Below are 15,874 nucleotides of genomic sequence, written 5' to 3'. Positions count from 1 at the left end.
CGACGAGATCGGTCATGCTCGCATCTCCCTAATGTGCTCCTGACTTGCTCCGCAGACGCGGGTCCAGCCAGCCATACAGAATATCAACCGTGAGATTGGCCAGCACCATCGTGCCGGCGATCAAGAGAAGCAGGCATTGCACCACCGCGAGGTCCCGGTTGGAGACCGACACGACGAGCAGACGGCCGATGCCGGGCCAGGCGAAGATCGTCTCGACGACGACCGCGCCTGCAATCAACGATCCGATCATGAAACCAACGATGGTGACGATCGGGACGGAAGCGTTGGGAAGAGCATGTTTCCAGACCACGTCGCGCCAGTTGACGCCCTTCGCGGAAGCGGTCCGGATATATGGCTGGCCCAGGACCTCGATCATGGCGGAGCGGGAGAACCTCGCCAGAATACCAATGCCGCCGATGCTCATGGTCAAAGTCGGCAGGATTCCATGAATCCAGGTGCCCTGACCGCCAGAGGGCAGCCATCCGAGCGTCACCGAGAAGACCAGCACGAGAAGCAACCCGATCACGAATGACGGCAGGGTGAAGCCGAAAACGGCCAGCATGATCACACCCCGATCGGCAATGCTTTCCCGGTGAAGCGCCGCATAGACACCGGCCGGAATGCCGATGCCGATCTTCAGGATCAGGGCCGGGATCGTCAGCTGCAGCGTCGTGGGAATACGCTCCAAGACCAGTTGCAGGGCGGGCGACCTGTCCCGCATTGACACGCCGAAATCGAGAGACAGGAGGGATTTCAGATAGGCCCAGTACTGTACGAAAATGGGATCGTTCAGCCCCCAACGCTCACGAAAGGCATCGATGGCTTCCTGAGGAGCATCCGGCCCGAGCAGTATCTGGGCAGGATCTCCGGAAAGGCGCAGTACGCAGAAGGCGAAGGTCATGACCAGCAGCACGGTGATCGAAGCGCGCGCCAGCCGCGATAGAATGAACGATGACATGGGACAAATTCCTCAGGCGGAGCTTACGCCACAAGGGGAACCTTCGAAGGATCGGGAAAATGACAGGCCGTCACGCGCCCGCCTTCAGGCGCCTTGAGCGCGGGATCGGAGCTTGTGCACAATGCCTGAGCCATGGAACAGCGCGGATGGAATGCGCATCCTGTCGGCCGCTTGGCGGGATTCGGCGGTTCTCCCTGCAGGATGATGCGGCTCTCGAGCTTACGTCCAGGGATCGGCACCGAGGACACCAGGGCTCGCGTATAGGGATGCAGGGGCTTGGTGAAGATGTCATCGGAGGAGGCCTCCTCGACGATCCGGCCCAGATACATCACCGCCACGCGGTCTGCGATGTTGCGCACGACCTTCAGGTCGTGGCTGATGAACACCATGGCGATGCCATGCCTCTCCTGCAGTTCGCGCAGCAGGTTCACCACCTGAGCCTGGATCGAAACGTCAAGAGCCGATACGGGCTCGTCGCACACCAGCAGTCTCGGCTCCGTGGCGAGGGCGCGGGCAATGACGACGCGCTGGCGCTGGCCGCCGGACAGCTCATGGGGATAGCGCCCTCCCTGATCGCGACGGAGGCCCACGGCCGCCATCAGTTCGAGTGCTCGATCCTTCACGTCGGCTGGGGAGACGAGACCGTGGATCACCAGAGGCTCGCCGATTTGTTCGGCAATCGGAAGGCGGCGATCGAGGGCGGCGAGAGGATCCTGAAACACCAGCTGCATCTGCGCCCTGAGCTTGCGCCAAGCCGGTGTTCCCGGAGCCGGCATCGGTTTTCCGTCGAACAGCACCTGCCCTTCGCTCGCAGGGTCGATGCCCAGGAGCATTCGGCCGAGGGTCGACTTTCCCGAGCCGCTTTCTCCGACGATCCCCAGCGTTTCGCCTGCCGATACCGTTAGGCTCACGCGGTCGACGGCCCGCACGGAAGCGGGCTTTGTCCAAAGACCGTGGCGGGATTCATAAACCCGCACGAGATCCTCCGCCTGTAGAAGAGCGGTCATGCCGCAACGCTCTCGTGCTGACCGGAAGCCTGCAGACGCTGATCCTTTCCTGCTCCCGGGTGAAAGCAGGATAGCCGGCGGCCGTCCTGCTGAGGCCGCAGGATGGGCTGGCTGTCACGACAGAGACCCGTTGCCCGGGGACAACGGGGAGAAAAGGCGCATCCCTGCGGCAGGCGTCTCGGGTCCGGCACGGTGCCGGCGATGGGGACGAGCTTCTCGCGCCCGCCGTCGAGGCGCGGAATGGCATCGAACAGCCCGCGCGTATAGGGATGACGCGGCTGCTCGAACAGAGCACCGATGGCCCCCTCCTCGACGATGCGGCCGGCATACATGACGCAGATCCGCTCGCACACTTGACTGACGGCGCCGAGATCATGGGAAATGAACACCATGGCCATGCCGGTTTCGGCTCGGACCGTGCTCAGGAGGTCGAGAATCTGGGCCTGAATGGTGGCGTCCAGCGCTGTGGTCGGCTCGTCGGCGATCAGCAGATCCGGCTCTCCGGCAAGCGCCATCGCGATCATCAGGCGCTGGCATTGCCCTCCCGAGAACTCATGCGGATAGATGTCGAACCGACCTCGGGCATCGGGAATGCCCACCATATCCATCAGCCGGATGGCTTCGCTGCGGGCGGCACCGCCTTCGAGTCCGCGATGAATGCGAAGTGCCTCGGCGATCTGACGCCCCACGCGGACGACGGGGTTCAACGCGGAGGAGGGATCCTGGAAGATCATCGCGATGCGCCTTCCCCGAACCCCTTCCAAGATCGACCGGGACGCTCCGCACAGCTCCTGCCCGTCAATCGTTACCGAGCCCGTGACACGGGCCTTGGCCGGCAGCAAGCCAAGGGCCGCGAGCCATGTCACGGATTTTCCGCATCCTGATTCCCCGACCAGCCCGACGGCCTCCCCCTTCGCGACATCAAGGTCGATGCCGTGGAGGACCTGAGTGCCATCGAAGGCAACGCGCAGATCACGTACCGCGATGAGGGACATGACAGGTCTCCCGTTTGACGAGCCGCATCGGATCTTTCGGCTCACGTTTCATACCGTATGACGACATGAGATCAGGCCCCGGCGGCGCGCCGCCGGGGCCTCGACTGTCAGAAGGACCAATTCTCCTTGCGGAAATCCATGGCGAAGGCCGGAGCAGCCTTCCACTTCAGGGACGATTTCATCCCTGTAAACACCGCATTCTGGTGTATGATCTGGTAAGCAGGATCCTCACGTTCGCAGATCTCCAGCATCCGGGCGAAAGCCTTCTTCCGGGCCGCGCGATCGGTCGATTTCTGAATGATGTCGGCCATTCTGTTGGCTTCTTCGTTGGTCCAGTCCTTCTTCTGCTGCACCTCACCGTTCGGCCCGAACTGGTTGACGATCGTTGCGACGGGGTCGTTGAAGGCTCCGCCTGCCGACCAGTCCCGCACGCCACGGGGCGCGGAGGCGTCGTGGATCTGGGCCCAGTTCTCCTTCATCTGGATCTCGACGTTCAGGCCGACCTGCTTCCACGTCTCGACCATGATCTGCGCATTGGGAACCTGGTTGGTGTAGTAGTTGTTGAGTACGCGGAAGGGGATGGGATCGCCCTTGTAGCCGGCCTCTTTCAACAGGGTCTGCGCGAGCTTCGGATCATAGGCCGGCACGTCCCAGCCATTGATGAACATATCCCCGTAGAACTCGAACTGAAGGCCTTTCGGCACGTTGGTCTTTCCGGCCCACAACGCCTGGACGATCGCCTGGCGGTCGATCGCGTGGGTCATGGCGCGGCGAACCAGCGGATTCTCAAGGACCGGGTGATACTTGTTGAAGGTCGAGATGCGGTGGTTCAGGATGGGAGAGCCCTGCACTTCAAAGCCCTTGGTCTTCTCCACGGCGCCGACCTGGTCCGGCGGAAGGTCACAGGCGAAATCATACTCGCCCGAGAGCAGGCCATTGACGCGCGAGGACACCTCCGGCACCTCGATGAATCGGATCTGCTGCAGTGGCGGACGTCCACCCCAGTAATCGTCGTGCGCCTCCAGCACGAGGGAGACGTCCGGCCTATACTCGACGACCTTGTAGGGGCCGGTGGTGATGGGCTTACGTGCCCATTCCGTATAGGACTTGGCGTCGTTCCACGCGCGTCGGCTGGTGATCTGGCTGCCGAACGCGAACAGGCGTCCTTCGAGGGTGACATCAGGAGAGGCGTTGTGGAACCGGACCGTGTACCGATCGACGGCTTCAACCCCACGCAGAGCCGGCCATATGCGCCGGGCGACCCCAGGAACGGAAGCAGGAAGCTCCTTATCCGTCTTGGGCCTGTAGCTGTCCTCATAGATCGTCTTGCCGCCGTCGGGCTGCGTGTCCGCGAACATGCGCTCCGGCGAGAACGAGAACACCACATCGTCTGCGGTCATCTCGTCGCCGTTGTGGAACTTCACACCCTGACGCAACTTGAGCTCGACGGTCTTGTCGTCGAGGCGCCTCCATTCCGTGGCGAGGCCGGGAACCGGGCCCTGATTGCCCATCCAGTTCCGCAGGATCAGCCCCTCCCATAAATTCGGGAAGAACACACGCTCACCCACGTTGGACTGTTCGTACCATACATCGAGCGTGCCGTTGATGGTGATCTTCTGCACCGCGATCGTGATCGAAGGGCGTGCGCTCTGCCCGATGGCGAAGCGAGGCAGCATCAGGGTTCCGCCGGTTGCACCGAGAAGTCCAAGCGCCTGTCGGCGATTCATCTTCAACATTCAATTCATCCCTTGACTAGGCGGTCATACGCGAGCCGGCTGAATGCCTCCGACCTGGCTCGAATGGCGGCTGATGGTGCGCGAAACGCGGCCCAAGCGCGACGGACCTTGTCCTAGTGAGGGTATGCAAAGGTTGGATGATATTTTAGTGATGGTTCGATGACAGGCGCGATCCACAGTCGGCGTATGATATTCCGCTGCGATTTCGTGGATCCTGTCGCGCGCCTCTGCCGCATATGCAGGAACATGAACGGAGTTCACTCCACCTCGTGCCGAAAGCAGGTTTAGAGGGGAAGTCCAGGCTCGGCCCGAGAAATGCCAAATCTGGTCATCTCGTCTTAGAGCATCGGACCCAAAAGTGGAATCCACTTTTGGGATCCAATCCGATGCTCCACTCCTAGAGAAGCGCATCGTTGCGAGCGGAAAACCGGGTCCACTTTTCCGCACGATGCGCTTATGTCCTCAGCCAATGTGCCGGTTCATAGCATTGGCTGCGAGAGCTCCTCTCAACCTCTTTCCCAGGCCTACCGAATTAGTTGGATGTGTTGGACGTCTCTGAGGCTCGTCTCTTTCGCTGGAGCGCCACTGGCAAGGTGGTCGACAAGATCTCGCGTTGTCGAGCGACGGGTCAACATCAGGCACATGGCTTCTGCCCCAACAATACGGGTCGAATGCCAAACGCCGGGACGCATGCACATTCCGACCCCAGGGGACAAGTGAAACGCCCGGACCGTAGAAAGGTCGGGAGCGCCTTGCTCGTCGCTCAACGCAACGATCTGAACGATTTCCCCAGTCAGTGGTACGATGGCTTGCTGGGTCCGGTGATGGGCCTCCAGCCGATCAACGGCTTGATTGCTGTCGCGATAGGTGACCCAAAGGATCTCGACTTCACCATCCGACCCCGGATCGAACAGATGCTCTTGCCAGAAGGCACTCATTGGATTCCGGTATGCGGCCGCCGCAGTTTCACCTGGATATGGCTTGCCGAGCATCCAGCCATACGGTGCAACCGCAGTCGGATCGAGAACCTGTGACCTGACCGTGACATTGCCTGGCATGATGCTCATGTCCCCCTCAGCTGTATCCAGAGAATTCGGCGACGGGTATAGCAGGATGGGTCCAATGAGTCGCCCCCCAAATGAGGCGCAGCGACGAACAGAGTTGGTTCCACACGGATGTGGATTGCTCTGATCGTCAAGAGCGACCGGGTTTATCCACGAACGGTCTTCTATCGCCTTGGCCGCGACCCACCGCGACGCGCTCGCACGAACGCGACGAACGATGCGTCGAGAACCGGGGGTGGGTCAGATAGGCGCTTGAAATCAAAGCTAGAGCTGGTTCCACTGATGTGAAACCAGCTCTTTTCTTTGGCTCGGCCGCATTCTCTATGATGAACTGGATCCACTTCCCCGAAAAATTGCTCTGGCATGATGACAATTCAGACAGCTCCTGAAAATGCGACGATCCGGATAAGCCCGCTTACCTCCCTCAGATGCAAGAATACCGGAGGATTGAGTGAGCCTTTGCAACTCCGGTTCCGGTGTTCGCGACCGACGTTGACACGCTCCGGGAAAGACAAATCGCGTCGAGGGTGATCCCCGGTCTCATCAGGCTGCGCGCTCCAGACGTCTTCCGACCGAGCGGGCGCCGAACAGAAACAAGGCGGCTGTGAGCCCTACGGCTGCGAGTGCGAGTCCCGCATGCAGATGGGCCGGATCGGCATCGATCAGGCGCGTCTTGGCACGGGAACTGAAACGCCCCCGTACTCCGTGATCCTTACGGGCCGGTTCGAAGAGAATATCGGGGTCATCGGGGCGCACGGGCTTTGACGAGAGCTGCTGGTCGTAGGCGGTTTTCGCGAGATATTTGTCGAGCAGTCCGGGAGCAACCATATTGCCCAGAATGGCCATGATGGCTGGAGTGCCGACCCAGAGCTCGCGCGGTCCCTCCTCCGCCGCATCGACAATGGACCTCGCAACGACCTCAGGCTCGTAGCATGCCCCGACAGGCTGATGATGATATTTCTCGTGGGTCCGGGACCAGTCGAACTGGGGAGTGTTGACGCCAGGCAGCTGCACCATCGTCAGACGGATGGCGCTGTGATCGTGCAGAAGCTCGGTTCGGAGCGAATCCGTAAAGCCCCGGATCGCCGCCTTCGCACCGCAATAGGCGGATTGCAGGGGGATCGACCGATAGGCGAGGGCCGAGCCGATCTGAACGATAGTGCCTTTGTTGCGCGCGCGCATGTGCCTGAGGGCCGCCAGCGTGCCATGAATGACTCCGAGATATGTCACCTCGGTCACCCGTTTGTATTCGGATGCTGGAATCCGGTCGACAGGACCGACGACGGTCGCCATGGCGTTGTTGACCCATACGTCGATCCGCCTCCAGCGTGCCAGGATGGCATCGGCAGCCGCGAACATGCCGGCGCAATCCGCCGTATCGACGGGGATCACGAGCACCTCGCCGCCAACGGCTTCCACATCCCGGCGAGCGCCCTCCAGCCCCTCGCCTCCACGCGCCAGAAGGGCGACATCGTAACCGCGCCGGCCGAATTCGATCGCCGTCGCGCGTCCGACACCGGCGGAGGATCCGGTCACGACGGCAACCGGATTCGAGCGGACGCGATCGTCGCTCCTGCGCAAGTCCTGTGCTTTCATATCGCTCATCACACCGCTCTCCCGGTCATAGAACTCTGTCCTTTACGATTCCCGCCACGTCAGTCGCTCAAGGGTCGAGGCTCGCACGCGCTGCATCGGGCTCGCATGAAAGCTTGTGAGCCGTGTTGACCAGGGCAAGGTGTGACAGCGCCTGCGGAAAGTTCCCCAGGAACGTCTTGGCCGCCGGGTCGTATTCCTCAGCCAGGAGACCGACATCGTTGCGCAATGTAAGGAGACGCTCGAACAGATCCCGCGCCTCATCATGTCGTCCCTGAAGAGAATAGTTCTCCGCGAGCCAGAAGCTGCAGACAAGGAAAGCCCCCTCTCCTGGCGGCAATCCATCCTTCGTTTTGCCCGTATCGTAACGGAGGACGAAGCCATCCCGTATGAGGTCACGCTCGATTACCGCAATCGTGCTTTGCATCCTCGGATCGGTTACAGGCAGGAAGCCGACAATCGGAATGACGAGTGTGCTCGCATCCAGATACTGTGAACCGAATGCCTGAACGAACGCCCCTCTCTGGGGATCGAAGCCACGCTCGCATACCTCGGCATGGATCCGGTTGCGGAGCGTCTTCCATTGCTCGACCGGCCCTTCCAGGCCGCATAATTCAGTCGCCTTTATCGCACGGTCGACGCCCACCCAGGCCATGACCTTCGAGTGCACGAAGTGTTGGCGTCCCGCTCGGACCTCCCAGATCCCTTCGTCCGGCTCGTCCCAGACTTCACCGAGATGATCGAGAAGAGCCTTCTGCAGATGCCATCCGGCTTCGCTTGGAGCGATCTCCGCCCGCCTGGCGAAATGCAGGGCATTCATCACTTCTCCGAAAACATCGAGCTGAAATTGTGTGAATGCCGCATTCCCGACCCTGACCGGCTTGGCGCCGTTAAAGCCGGGCAGCCATGATGCCTCCCACTCGTTCAGCCGGTGCTCACCGGCGATCCCATAGATCGGCTGGACCTGCGCGGGCATTCCGGCGACGGCGCGCAGGAGCCAGTCGCGCCAGGCGCGCGCCTCGTCGCGAAACCCTGCCTTGAGCAGACAGGCGACCATGAAGGTGGCATCCCGGAGCCAGCAGAACCGATAATCCCAGTTCCGTTGACCGCCCTGCCTTTCCGGGAGAGATGTGGTCGGAGCTGCTATGATCCCTCCAGTCGGGCGATAGGTCATGGCCTTGATCGTGATGAGCGAGCGCTGAACCGGCTCTGCCCAAGCCCCCTTATAGGAACAATGGCTGATCCAGCGGCGCCACCATTGCTCGGTCCGGTGCAACGCATTCTCGGCATCGACGGGCTCGGGAAGCGGCAGGTGCGAGGCCCGGTAGCTGAGGACGAACGGTTCCGGTCGGTCCTCGCGGACGGTGAAATCGGCCGTTATCCCGTAATGCTGCGCCTGGACGGGCACGTCCGTTCGAAGAACTGCCGAATGCGGGCCTGCAACGACCTGCCAGCAGCGTTCATCCGGTCGTTCCATCCAGGGCATCAGCCGGCCATAATCGAACCGGAGGGTGAACTCGACCCTCATTGGCACCTCGCCCTTCTCGCACCTGACAATGCGGACGAGATCCGATCCGGAATCACGGACTGGCATGAAGTCGATGAGCGTGACGATCCCTTGATCCGTTTCGAACGTGGTCTCGAGAATGAGCGCGTCGTCGCGATATCGCCGCGTGGCCCGGTTTACGCCGCAGGAAGGCGCAATGAGCCAGCGTCCGTGCTCGGGTGTTCCCAGCAAGGCCGCGAAACATGCTTCCGAGTCAAAGCGTGGCCAGCAAAGCCAGTCGATCGAGCCGTCCCTCGAAACGAGCGCGGCCGTCTCGCAATCGCCGATCAAGGCGTAATCTTCGATCCGCCGCATACCGCTACCATTCCGTTTCCGCCCGCGCTCACCCAATCCTGGCTGTAGGCTGTCGTCGTGAGGAGTGTGAGCTCAGCCTTTCTCGAGTCGAGCCAGGTATGCCGAATGACGATCGGGCACATCGGATTCGAATAGCGACGCGTAGTCCGTATCACGAGGAATAGGGTCGGGATCCTGAAGGTCATTGAATCGCAGGTGCAGCGTGCGCCCAGCCGGCACCCTCACGCAGTACGGCCCAACCGGATTTCTGTCCGAGAAAAACACCGTGATCCTGCCCCTTGCATCGGACGGCCCGGCATTGAGGATGCAGGCCGTTACGTGGGACACGAAAGTCCGATCCTGGCTCGTGCTGTATGACGCAATTTCGCCCTCCGCGATGGCCCAGATCGTTTTTCCCACCGGCCGCATCGGCAGTCTCCTCACAGACCCATGCGGTGGGCCAGGAGCTCCGCCACATGAAGCGTTTCCCGTCCCGTGCCCTGCTCGATCTGTTCCCGGCAGCTGTAGCCGTCAGCCAGGATAAGTGTTCCTCGATCGGCCGCCCGCACGGTCGGCAGCAGCACCCGCTCACCTATCTCCATCGCGACGTCGTAGGTTTCGGCGCTGAAGCCGAAGGCACCCGCCATGCCGCAGCATCCCGATGGCACGACGTCGTAGGTCAGACCGACCCGGTCGAGCAGTTGGCGCTCACCCTCGGCCTTGATCACTGCGTGGTGATGACAGTGGATCTGCACCAGCGCTCTGTCCGATCCGTCTTTCGGCAGTGCGATGCCGTCGGCATGCTCGTTGACGAAATCGCTGAAGAAGATGCTTTGCCTGGAGAGTCGCTGGGCCAAGTCATCCTCGGGGAAAAGATTGAGAAGCTCGTCCTTGAAGGCCGCCAGGCAGGCAGGCTCGAGGCCGATGAGGGGTGTGCCGGCCCGGATCTCCTCGAACAACGTCGTCATGGTCTGTCGCCATAGTCGCTCGGCTGCTCCGAGCCAACCCCAATCGTATAGCGGGCGGCCGCAGCACAGAGGCCGATCCGGAATGACGACCTGAAAACCGAGTGCTTCGAGAGTTTTCGTCGCCGCGATGGCCGTTCCTGGCCGGAAGTAATTGTTGAAGGTGTCAGGCCACAGGAGGACGCGCTGCCCCGTGCTCCGTGGCGCGCGGCGCCGACGGAACCAATCGGTGAAGGGCTCGTGGGCAAGGGGCGGGATGGAGCGCTGCTGCGCGATCCCGCCGACCGCCTTGGCGAGGCTGCTCAGAAGCGGAGCCCGCATCATCGTGTTGGCGAGCCAGGGCATGCGCGATGCCTCGCGCGCGAGCCAATGGATGCGTCCCATGGCATAGGCGTGCCGTGGCCGCAGTCGCCAGGCATAGTGATGGGCGCGGAACTCGGCCTTGTAGCTCGCCATGTCGACGCCGACCGGACAGTCGCTCTTGCAACCCTTGCAGGCCAGACACAGGCCCAGCGCATCTTCGACGGCCTTGCTTCGCCATCCGTTCTTGAGCGGGCCGCCGTGCAGCATCTCGAAGAGCAGCCGGGCACGGCCGCGTGTCGTGTATTTCTCCTCGTGCGTTACGAGGTAGCTCGGGCACATGACCTCCTCATGGCTGTCATGCCGGCGGCACTTTCCCACACCGACGCAGCGCTGAACGGCGCGCTCGAAGCCTCCTTCGTTCGGGAAGCTGAAATGGGTCTTGAGCTCGCGGGGATGATAGCTCGGTCCGACCCGGAGATCCGAGATGATCGGATAGGGATCGACGACCTTACCGGGATTCATGTGCCAATGGGGATCCCAGATTGCCTTGAACTCGCGGAACGCCTGGACCAGTTCCGGCCCGTACATCTTTTCAAGAAGGGCTCCTCGCGCCTGACCGTCCCCATGCTCCCCCGACAGCGATCCGTCATGGCGCACGACGAGCTCCGCCGCCTCGTCGAGGAACCGGCGCCATTGTTCGATTCCCGGCTCGTCGTAGAGATCGAACGCGATGGCGCAATGGACGACGCCGCCGCCGAAATGGCCGTAAATGACGGGATCGTAACCGTATTTGCGGAAGAGAGCCTTCAACTCCCGGAGATAAGCCCCGAGTTGATCGGGAGCGACCGCGCTGTCCTCCCATCCCGGCCATGTGTCGGGATGATTAGGCACGTAGGATTCCGCCCCGAGGGAATCATCGCGCACGTTCCAGATCCGCTTCTGCTGGGCCTTGTCGCGGATGAGCTTCGGATCGACCCCATCGATGCTCTTGAACTCATCCACGAACCTCTGGGCTTTCGCGGCGGCGTCATCCTCGCTGTCGCCCCCGAATTCGACCAGGAGCCATCCCTGGCCTTTCGGCAAGATCTTCAGGTCGTCGGTGTGCAGCCCCTTTGTCCTGTACCGGTCGACAAGGGTTTCGTCGAAGCCCTCGAGGCCAATCGGATGGTGCTTGAGAACGCGAGGCACGGCATCCGCCGCCTGGTAGATGTCCGGGAAGCCGACGATTACGATGACCCGTTCATGAGGATTGTGAATGAGGTTGAGGGTCGCTTCTAGGACAGTCACGCACGTGCCTTCGGTACCGACGAGCGCGCGGGCAACATTCATGCCCTTTTCAGGAAGAAGCTGATCGAGGTTCTCATAACCGGATACCCGGCGCGGGATATCCGGAAACTTCGATCGGATGCGATCGCCGTAGCGGTTACGCAGTTCATCGAGTCGACGATAGATCTCGGCACGGCGCCCCCCTGAGCGCAGGATCGAGCGGAATGTCCCGTCATCCGTCGGTCCGACACTCAGTTCCAGCCCCTCATAGGTCAGAACCTCCAGCGCCTGCACGTTATGCACCGTGATCCCGTTCATGACTGCATGAACGCCGCCGGAATCGTTGCCGATCATGCCGCCAAGAGTGTTGTGATCGTGCGTGGCCGGGTCCGGCCCAAAGGTAAGGCCATGCTTTGCGGCCTCATCCCGCAGATCGTCCAGGATACAGCCCGGCTCGACACGAGCCAGTCGGCGTACGGGATCGATGTCGAGCACCCTGTTCAGGTATTTCGAGAAATCGATGACGACGGCGGTGTTGCAGCACTCGCCCGCAAGGCTCGTTCCGCCCCCACGTGGCAGAACAGGAGCGTGATGCTGCCGGCAGATCTCGATGGCCTTGACGACGTCGCCGCGCGTTTTCGGAATGACGACTCCGATGGGCACCTGGCGATAATTCGAGGAATCCGTTGCATAAAGTGCCCGGCTGCCATCGTCGAAGCGGACTTCACCCTCGAGTGCGGCCTCGAGCTCTCGAAGCAGCGCTTTCGCGTCCAGGTCCGGAACTTCCGTATAGGCGGTTCTGATGCGTCCGTCCGGCGCCCGCTCGATGCGCCGGTCAGGATGCCTCCGGCGATTATCCGACGACAGCTGCTCGGCCTCGGTCAGGGCCACGTTGGCCATCTCAGACTCCTCCGGTTACCGGCGGTCTTGCATCACTCGTCAGGATGCACGAGGACATCGCGTGAAACCGCCTTCACATCCGTTACGCCCGTGAGCGCCATTCCAGTGTCGAGTTCTTCCGATATCAACGAAAGGGCCTTGCAAACGCCTACTTTGCCTCGGGCACCCAATCCATAGAGATAGGCCCTGCCGATGAAGCACGCCCGTGCGCCCAGGGCGAGGGCCTTCAGAACGTCGAGCCCCGAGCGGATCCCGCTATCGAAGAGAAGCTCGGTCCGGTCTCCCACGGCATCGCGTATGGGGGGGAATGCCTCCACGGTCGAGGGAGCACCATCGAGTTGGCGCCCGCCATGGTTCGACACGAGGACCGCATCCGCGCCTGCGGCGACCGCGATCTCGGCATCCTGCGGATCGAGGATGCCCTTCACGATCAGCTTGCCCGGCCAGAGCTTGCGCACCCACTCGAGGTCGCTCCGATCAAAAGATGGATCGAACTGCTGCTTGACCCATTCCGACAGAATACCGAGATTGCCCGAGTTCCTGATCGCATCCTTCAGATTTCCGAAAGTGTATTCCTTGCTCCGCACCATTCCGAAGGCCCAGCGCGGATGCTTGGCAATATCGAGGATATTGGTGAGCGTCAGCCTTGGCGGGATGCCGAGGCCGTTATGTACATCGGCCGTGCGCTGCCCCTCCACATGCAGATCCATGGTCAGCACCAGCACCGGGCATCGCGCCGCATGGGCCCGTTCGATGAGCGACTGGCTGAACCCGCGATCCTTCATCAGATAGAGCTGGAACCAGAAGGGCTTCGCGACGGCAGCCGCCACGTCCTCGATCGAGCAGACGGACATCGTGCTCAGGCAGAAGGGAACGCCGAACGCCTCTGCCGCCTGTGCTGCATGGATCTCACCGTTCGGATACACGGCTCCCGTCAGACCCGCCGGTGCAAGGGCGACCGGGAGAGAGACCGGCTGGCCGACGATGGTCGTTGCCTGGACGCGAGAGGAGACGTCCACCATCACCTGCTGACGCAGTTCCAACGCATCGAGCGCGGACCTGTTCGCCCCCAGGGTGATCTCGTCGTAGGAGCCGGCTTCGACATACTCGAAGAAGGTCTTCGGAACCCGGTTCCTGGCGAGCTCGCGCAGATCCTCGATATTGGCGATTGCATCCCATCCCGGGACGCCCTCGGTCTTGGATGCTTTTGCCGCGGCGATCTCTTTCGAATCGAGGATGGGATGGGCGAGTGCCATGACGGGCCTCTCAGATAATCTCCCGCACCTTGTCCGACGCAATCGTGAGCGCGATGGATGTGGCGTTCGGTGTGCCGCGCGCAAGCGCCTCGGCGAGGTGAGCCGTCTGCTTGAGATCGACCTTGGGCGGCATGGGAGGCTCGTTCGGATCGACGACCGCCTGGATCACGACGGGTCCAGGTGCGGCGAGCGCCTGGCGCAGGATGTCGGCGCAGGTCGCAGGATCCTCGATGGTGAAGCCCGTGCAGCCGAAACCCTGCGCAACCGTGGCGAAGTCGATCGGCTGAAGCTCACACGCATATTCCGGATTGCCCAGGAAGACCATTTGCTCCCATTTGATCTGGCCGAGCGTATTGTTCTTGATCACAATGATCTTCACGTCGAGATCGTACTTGACGGCGGTTGCAAGCTCCCCGAGCAGCATCGTGATCCCGCCATCGCCCACAAAGGCGACGACCTGTCGGCCAGGATAGGCAAGGGCTGCGGCATTCGCATAGGGCAGGCCGCATGCCATGGTGGCGAGGTTTCCGGAGCACGAAAACATCATATTGCCGCGCATGTCGATGTGACGCGCGGCCCAGCTCGTGATGGTTCCGGAATCCGTGGTGATGATCGCGTCGTCGGACAGGAGCTTGTTGAGCTCGTGGGCGACGACCTGCGGCTTCATGGGCGTGTCGGTCCGGGTTCCGCGCTCATGCATGAGGTCGCGCCATTTGGCGACACCCGCCTGCGCCTTTTCCAGAAACGAGCGGTCTTGGTGATGGTCGAGTTTGGGCAATAGCGCCCGCAGAACTCGTGCGGAATCGCCCACGAGGGCCGCGTCGACGGGACAGCGCAGGCCAACACGCTTCGGGTCGAGCTCGACCTGGACGCACTTGGCTTCACCCGGCTTCGGGTAATACTCGATATACGGGAAGCTGGAGCCGACGATCAAAAGCGTGTCGCAATTCTCAAGGGCCTCCTGCGAGGGCCGTGTTCCCAGGAGGCCGGTTCCGCCTGTCGTATAGGGATGCTCATCCGGCAAGACGCCTTTTCCGAGAAGCGGCTTCACGACAGGGGCGCCGAGCCGCTCGGCGACTGCTTCCACCTCACCTCTCGCTCCAAGGGCTCCCCGTCCCGCCATAACAACGATCTTCCGCCCCTCGTTCAGGATCGAGGCGGCATGGGCGAGTTGGTCCTCGCTCGGCATGTGGGCGCTCTCGGCCATCAGGGAGGAGACGTGGTCCGGACGGTTCCGCTTCGAGCGCATATCTTCCTTGACGGTCTGATCCTGCAGGTCCACCGGCATCGTGACATGAGCGACGCCCCGATACGCCAGTGCCGTGCGGCAGGCGAGCTCCGCGACGTTCTGCACGTGGGCCGCGCCCATGATCCGTGAATTGTAGACGCAGACATCCATGAAGAGCTTGTCGAGCTCGACGTCCTGCTGCGTGTAGGTATGCAGGAGATCGTGAAACTGGAGTCCCGTGATGGCGAGCACCGGCTGACCGTCGAGCTTTGCATCGTACAACCCATTGAGGAGATGGATTCCCCCGGGCCCGGAGGTGGCGATGCAGACGCCGAGCCGCCCCGTCCATTTGGCGTGTGCGCACGCCATGAAGGCGGCGGCCTCCTCATGCCGCACCTGAACGAACCGGATCCGATCCTCGGCCTTGCGGAGTGACTCGATGATGCCGTTGATACCATCGCCTGGGAGACCGAATACCATGTCGACGTCCCAGTCGATCAGTGTTTCGACAAGGATATCACCCGCAGTCATCGCCATGATCATCTCCCTTGTTGAAGGGCCTGGGTCTGCTTGCGCCTCACCGCCAATGCGGCCTGACCATTCGTCTGCCGGAGCAGTTTGGCTTTCCGAGAGAGCCCCGCGTCCCGACTTCCGCTCGTGTCTGAAGGCACGAGCGCAAAGTCAAAGCGGCACTCCTCACTGTGGTTTCCTCTGCTGGAATCCAACGGTTAAAGGAGAAGCTCCGCGACACAGTTCCAAGCCT

The 15,874-nt window shown here is 61.8% G+C and carries 11 protein-coding genes; all 11 read right to left on the bottom strand.

Translation table 11 applies throughout. The features are described from left to right. Nucleotides 1-28: 28 nt before the first annotated feature. The 11 genes from AB8841_RS02850 to AB8841_RS02800 all read right to left on the bottom strand — a co-directional run bounded on the left by AB8841_RS02850 (nt 29) and on the right by AB8841_RS02800 (nt 15,648). Nucleotides 29-958 carry an ABC transporter permease gene (locus AB8841_RS02850; RefSeq protein ID WP_370434353.1) on the bottom strand — a complete coding sequence of 310 codons (930 nt, stop codon included), beginning with the start codon at nt 956-958 and terminating at the stop codon, nt 29-31. Nucleotides 959-981: 23 nt separating this feature from the next. Then, nucleotides 982-1,965 carry an ABC transporter ATP-binding protein gene (locus AB8841_RS02845; protein ID WP_370434352.1) on the bottom strand — a complete coding sequence of 328 codons (984 nt, stop codon included), beginning with the start codon at nt 1,963-1,965 and terminating at the stop codon, nt 982-984. After that, nucleotides 1,962-2,960 carry an ABC transporter ATP-binding protein gene (locus tag AB8841_RS02840; protein ID WP_370434351.1) on the bottom strand — a complete coding sequence of 333 codons (999 nt, stop codon included), beginning with the start codon at nt 2,958-2,960 and terminating at the stop codon, nt 1,962-1,964. The genes AB8841_RS02845 and AB8841_RS02840 overlap by 4 nt, the downstream gene beginning before the upstream one ends. Nucleotides 2,961-3,067: 107 nt before the next feature. Beyond that, nucleotides 3,068-4,696: an ABC transporter substrate-binding protein gene (locus AB8841_RS02835; protein WP_370434350.1), complete on the bottom strand. Its 1,629-nt coding sequence runs from the start codon at nt 4,694-4,696 to the stop codon at nt 3,068-3,070. A 524-nt stretch (nt 4,697-5,220) separates the two neighbouring features. Further along, nucleotides 5,221-5,763, bottom strand: coding sequence for an ureidoglycolate lyase (locus AB8841_RS02830; RefSeq protein ID WP_370434349.1), 543 nt, complete (start codon nt 5,761-5,763; stop codon nt 5,221-5,223). Nucleotides 5,764-6,303: 540 nt separating this feature from the next. Beyond that, nucleotides 6,304-7,365 (bottom strand): SDR family oxidoreductase, encoded by a 1,062-nt coding sequence (locus tag AB8841_RS02825; RefSeq protein ID WP_370434348.1) that lies wholly within the window; start codon nt 7,363-7,365, stop codon nt 6,304-6,306. 58 nt (nt 7,366-7,423) lie between these two features. Next, nucleotides 7,424-9,214 (bottom strand): glycoside hydrolase family 15 protein, encoded by a 1,791-nt coding sequence (locus tag AB8841_RS02820; RefSeq protein WP_370434347.1) that lies wholly within the window; start codon nt 9,212-9,214, stop codon nt 7,424-7,426. A gap of 72 nt (nt 9,215-9,286) precedes the next feature. Continuing rightward, nucleotides 9,287-9,622 carry a sensory rhodopsin transducer gene (locus AB8841_RS02815; protein ID WP_370434346.1) on the bottom strand — a complete coding sequence of 112 codons (336 nt, stop codon included), beginning with the start codon at nt 9,620-9,622 and terminating at the stop codon, nt 9,287-9,289. Between the two features lie 11 nt (nt 9,623-9,633). After that, entirely contained in the window at nt 9,634-12,627 is a 2,994-nt protein-coding gene (locus AB8841_RS02810; RefSeq protein WP_370434345.1) for an FAD-binding and (Fe-S)-binding domain-containing protein, read from the bottom strand. 32 nt (nt 12,628-12,659) lie between these two features. After that, on the bottom strand, nt 12,660-13,883 hold the full coding sequence (locus AB8841_RS02805; protein ID WP_370434344.1) for an L-lactate dehydrogenase: 1,224 nt from the start codon (nt 13,881-13,883) through the stop codon (nt 12,660-12,662). Between the two features lie 10 nt (nt 13,884-13,893). Beyond that, nucleotides 13,894-15,648, bottom strand: coding sequence for a thiamine pyrophosphate-dependent enzyme (locus tag AB8841_RS02800; RefSeq protein ID WP_370434343.1), 1,755 nt, complete (start codon nt 15,646-15,648; stop codon nt 13,894-13,896). Nucleotides 15,649-15,874 lie beyond the last annotated feature (226 nt).

It is taken from the genome of Microvirga sp. TS319 (assembly GCF_041276405.1).
Lineage (GTDB): Bacteria > Pseudomonadota > Alphaproteobacteria > Rhizobiales > Beijerinckiaceae > Microvirga.
Note: the sequence above shows the minus strand (reverse complement) of the source record. Positions and strands in the feature narration are given on the sequence as shown.

Bases quoted from the DNA above. Each gene is read 5' to 3' on its own strand.
- AB8841_RS02820 (WP_370434347.1), bottom strand. From the start codon at position 9,214: ATGCGGCGGATCGAAGATTACGCCTTGATCGGCGATTGCGAGACGGCC.
- AB8841_RS02850 (WP_370434353.1), bottom strand. From the start codon at position 958: ATGTCATCGTTCATTCTATCGCGGCTGGCGCGCGCTTCGATCACCGTG.
- AB8841_RS02840 (WP_370434351.1), bottom strand. From the start codon at position 2,960: ATGTCCCTCATCGCGGTACGTGATCTGCGCGTTGCCTTCGATGGCACT.
- AB8841_RS02830 (WP_370434349.1), bottom strand. From the start codon at position 5,763: ATGAGCATCATGCCAGGCAATGTCACGGTCAGGTCACAGGTTCTCGAT.
- AB8841_RS02810 (WP_370434345.1), bottom strand. From the start codon at position 12,627: ATGGCCAACGTGGCCCTGACCGAGGCCGAGCAGCTGTCGTCGGATAAT.
- AB8841_RS02805 (WP_370434344.1), bottom strand. From the start codon at position 13,883: ATGGCACTCGCCCATCCCATCCTCGATTCGAAAGAGATCGCCGCGGCA.
- AB8841_RS02825 (WP_370434348.1), bottom strand. From the start codon at position 7,365: ATGAGCGATATGAAAGCACAGGACTTGCGCAGGAGCGACGATCGCGTC.
- AB8841_RS02800 (WP_370434343.1), bottom strand. From the start codon at position 15,648: ATGGCGATGACTGCGGGTGATATCCTTGTCGAAACACTGATCGACTGG.
- AB8841_RS02815 (WP_370434346.1), bottom strand. From the start codon at position 9,622: ATGCGGCCGGTGGGAAAAACGATCTGGGCCATCGCGGAGGGCGAAATT.
- AB8841_RS02835 (WP_370434350.1), bottom strand. From the start codon at position 4,696: ATGTTGAAGATGAATCGCCGACAGGCGCTTGGACTTCTCGGTGCAACC.
- AB8841_RS02845 (WP_370434352.1), bottom strand. From the start codon at position 1,965: ATGACCGCTCTTCTACAGGCGGAGGATCTCGTGCGGGTTTATGAATCC.